Genomic DNA, 1,885 nt, shown 5'->3' with positions numbered 1-1,885 from the left:
GGAGGAAATTGATGTCGATTAAAGAACCGTTTACGGATTTGGACATTAAGACCGCGGATAGTGGTTTTTATGAGAATAACAGCGTTCCGATTGCGCTGATCAGTAAAGGCGTGATGGTTGCGCTAGTGCTTTGGGCGCTGATCTTTCCGGCGAACGCGAATAGCACTCTGGGCAGTTGGAACTCTCAGATTCTGGAGGTTTTCAACAGCTTCTACGTGGTCATCGTAGGCCTGTTTTTCTTCTTTCTGGCCATCGTTGCGCTGCTGCCGGCCACCGGCAAGCGGGTGATGGGCACGCCCGGGGAAAAGCCCGAGTTCTCGAACTTCTCATGGTTCTCGATGATGTTCGGCGCCGGTCTGGGTGTGGGCCTGATGGTGTTCGCCACCGCCGAGCCCCTGGGCCTGTGGGGCTCGAACCCCGTGGTTGTCGCGGGCGACGTGCCGGGCAATGAGCCCGAGGCGGTTCAGTCGGCCTATCGCTACACCTATCTGCATTATGGCTTCCACGCCTGGGCGATCTACGTGGTGACCGGCCTGTCGCTGGCCTATTACGCCTATACGCGCAACATGCCGCTGACCATCCGCTCGGCGCTGACGCCGCTGTTCGGCAAGCTGATGAACGGCTTCCTGGGCCATGTGGTTGACGTTCTGGGCGTTGTGGCAACGATCCTGGGTGTGTCGGTGACCATCGGCTATGGCGTAAGCCAGTTCATCGACGGTGTCTATGCGATCACCGGGATGGAGTGGATCATGGACCTGAGCGGTGACGTTCCGGCCCCGTCGAAGGTTGGCCTGATTGCAGGTCTGCTGGTGATCATGGGCCTGTCGATCATCTCGGCTGTGTCGGGTGTTGGACGAGGTGTTAAGTACCTGTCGAACCTGAACCTGGTGCTGTCGATCATCCTGCTGGGCACATTTGTCGTCTTCGGCTCGTTCGTCTTTGCGATGACCACCTATGGCACCGCGCTGGTGGACTACATCCTGCACTTCCTGTCGCTGAGCTTTGGTGCCTATGGTCCGCTCTCGGCCGAGGCGTTTGCGGCGGCTCTGCCGGCCGAGGCTCAGGCCCATGCGGATGCCCTGATGGGTGGCGCGACCAATGCCTGGGGCAGCTATGACGGCTTCAAGAGCGGCCTGGAAGGCGCAGCAGCGGAACTCGACGAGGCCACTCTGGCCGCGGCCTATGCCGCCGGTGAGCAGGGTCGTCAGTTTGGCTGGCAGGCAGGTTGGACCACGTTCTACTGGGCCTGGTGGATTGCGTTCTCGCCCTTCGTTGGCCTGTTCCTGGCGCGCATCTCGAAAGGTCGCACCGTGCGTGAGTTCATCCTGGGCTGTGTCTTCGCACCGGCGCTGGTCTGCTTTGCATGGATGACGGTTCTGGGCGGCACCGCGATCGATCTGGAACTGGCCGGTGAAGCCGGAGGCGCGATCATCGGGGCCTCGAACACCAACAAGCTGTTCGTGACGCTGTCCTACATGATCGACGGCGGTCTGTTGTCGATGCTGAACGTGATGTGCGTTGTACTAATCATGACCTTCCTGGTGACCTCGGCGGATTCGGGCATCCTGGTGATGAACACGATCATGTCGGGCGGCAGCCAGGAGACGGGCATCAAGCACCGCATCATCTGGGGTCTGATCCTGTTGGCGGTGATCGGCGCGCTGATCCTTGCAGCGGGTGAGAACAACCCGATGGACGCTCTGCGCAACGCGATGATCATCGGCGCGCTGCCGTTTACCATGGTGATGGGCCTGATGATGGTCGCCCTCGCCAAGGCGCTGTTCCGCGACAGCCAGCGTGACAAACACGCCGAGGCACCACAGGCCGCAGAATAAACCAATCAAAACACAAACAATCCAAGCGCCGCCCAAAAGGGCGGCGCTTT

At 60.2% G+C, this 1,885-nt stretch carries 1 protein-coding gene; it reads left to right on the top strand.

The window, feature by feature from the left end; translation table 11 throughout:
• Positions 1-11 precede the first annotated feature (11 nt).
• Complete coding sequence (locus ACRZ95_RS22810) at positions 12-1,835, top strand: BCCT family transporter (protein WP_170681775.1); 1,824 nt, start codon at positions 12-14, stop codon at positions 1,833-1,835.
• The last annotated feature ends 50 nt before the right edge of the window (positions 1,836-1,885 follow it).

Source organism: Ruegeria sp. AI3, assembly GCF_056541245.1.
This window is presented reverse-complemented; position numbering and strand designations above follow the sequence as displayed.

What these genes read in the sequence shown, in the direction of transcription:
- ACRZ95_RS22810 (WP_170681775.1), top strand. Translation starts at nt 12, where the DNA reads ATGTCGATTAAAGAACCGTTTACGGATTTGGACATTAAGACCGCGGAT.